We start from the raw sequence: 871 nt of genomic DNA, 5'->3' as shown, positions 1-871 counted from the left end.
GTGTAATTATAACCCCATTTTCGTTTAATAGTTCCGAAGATATGTTCATTGATTTCCTGCCGTTTGCGGTAGAGTTGTGGATTCTCTTTATAGCGTTGGTGGTTTTCTTCTACTGCATCGGCATATTGGCTTCGGTCTATTTCTCTTCCTCCTTTTCTACTAGTACATAAATCTTTTACAGGACAGGTTTTACAAGCAGGAGTTCGGTATTTTTGAAATTGATAGCCGCTTTCTTCGGTGCGACCTGTTTTTTTATGCCAACGACCTGTTGTGGCTAGCGTCTGACCTTGTGGGCAAGTGTAGGTATTTTGCTCTTTATTGTAAATAAAATTGGTTACAAAATATTCGGGTTGGGTGCCGTTTTCGTTGCTTTTACCTTGATCGGGAACCGCTACTATGGTGGTAATGTTGTTGTTTTTACAAGTGGCTAGTTCTCGACCGTTGTGATAGCCTTTGTCAACTAAAACGGTAAAGGTTTCTACCTCTAGGTTTTCTTTTGCTTCTATGGCAATGGCTGAAAGAGCGTTTTTGTCATTGCGATTAATGGTGTGCGTGGCAACTACCAAATTATGTTTGATATCCACAGCAGCTTGTATGTTATAAGAAACTTCTACTACTTGACCTTGAACCAAAAGCGCTCTGGAATCAGAATCTGTGGTGCTTATTTGTGGTTCTCCGCTCTCTTTTAATTCTTCTTCAAGGAGTTCGTATTTGATTTTATTTTGCTTTAAACGTTCGATTTTTTGTTGGATATTTTTTAGCACAATCGGATTTTCTTGAATATCGTTTTGCTCCAATTGATTTAAATATTCTTGCGACTTGGCATCAATATAATCTTTATGTTTATCGATTTTCTTTTGGTTATAATTAG

1 protein-coding gene is annotated in these 871 nt (G+C 37.7%); it reads right to left on the bottom strand.

Going from position 1 to position 871, the window contains the following annotated elements; translation table 11 throughout:
* A partial coding sequence (locus ABD771_RS13445; protein ID WP_345095464.1) for a transposase occupies positions 1 to 871 on the bottom strand: 871 nt, incomplete at both ends.

This window comes from Flavobacterium chungnamense, from assembly GCF_039539165.1.
GTDB lineage: Bacteria > Bacteroidota > Bacteroidia > Flavobacteriales > Flavobacteriaceae > Flavobacterium > Flavobacterium chungnamense.
This window is presented reverse-complemented; position numbering and strand designations above follow the sequence as displayed.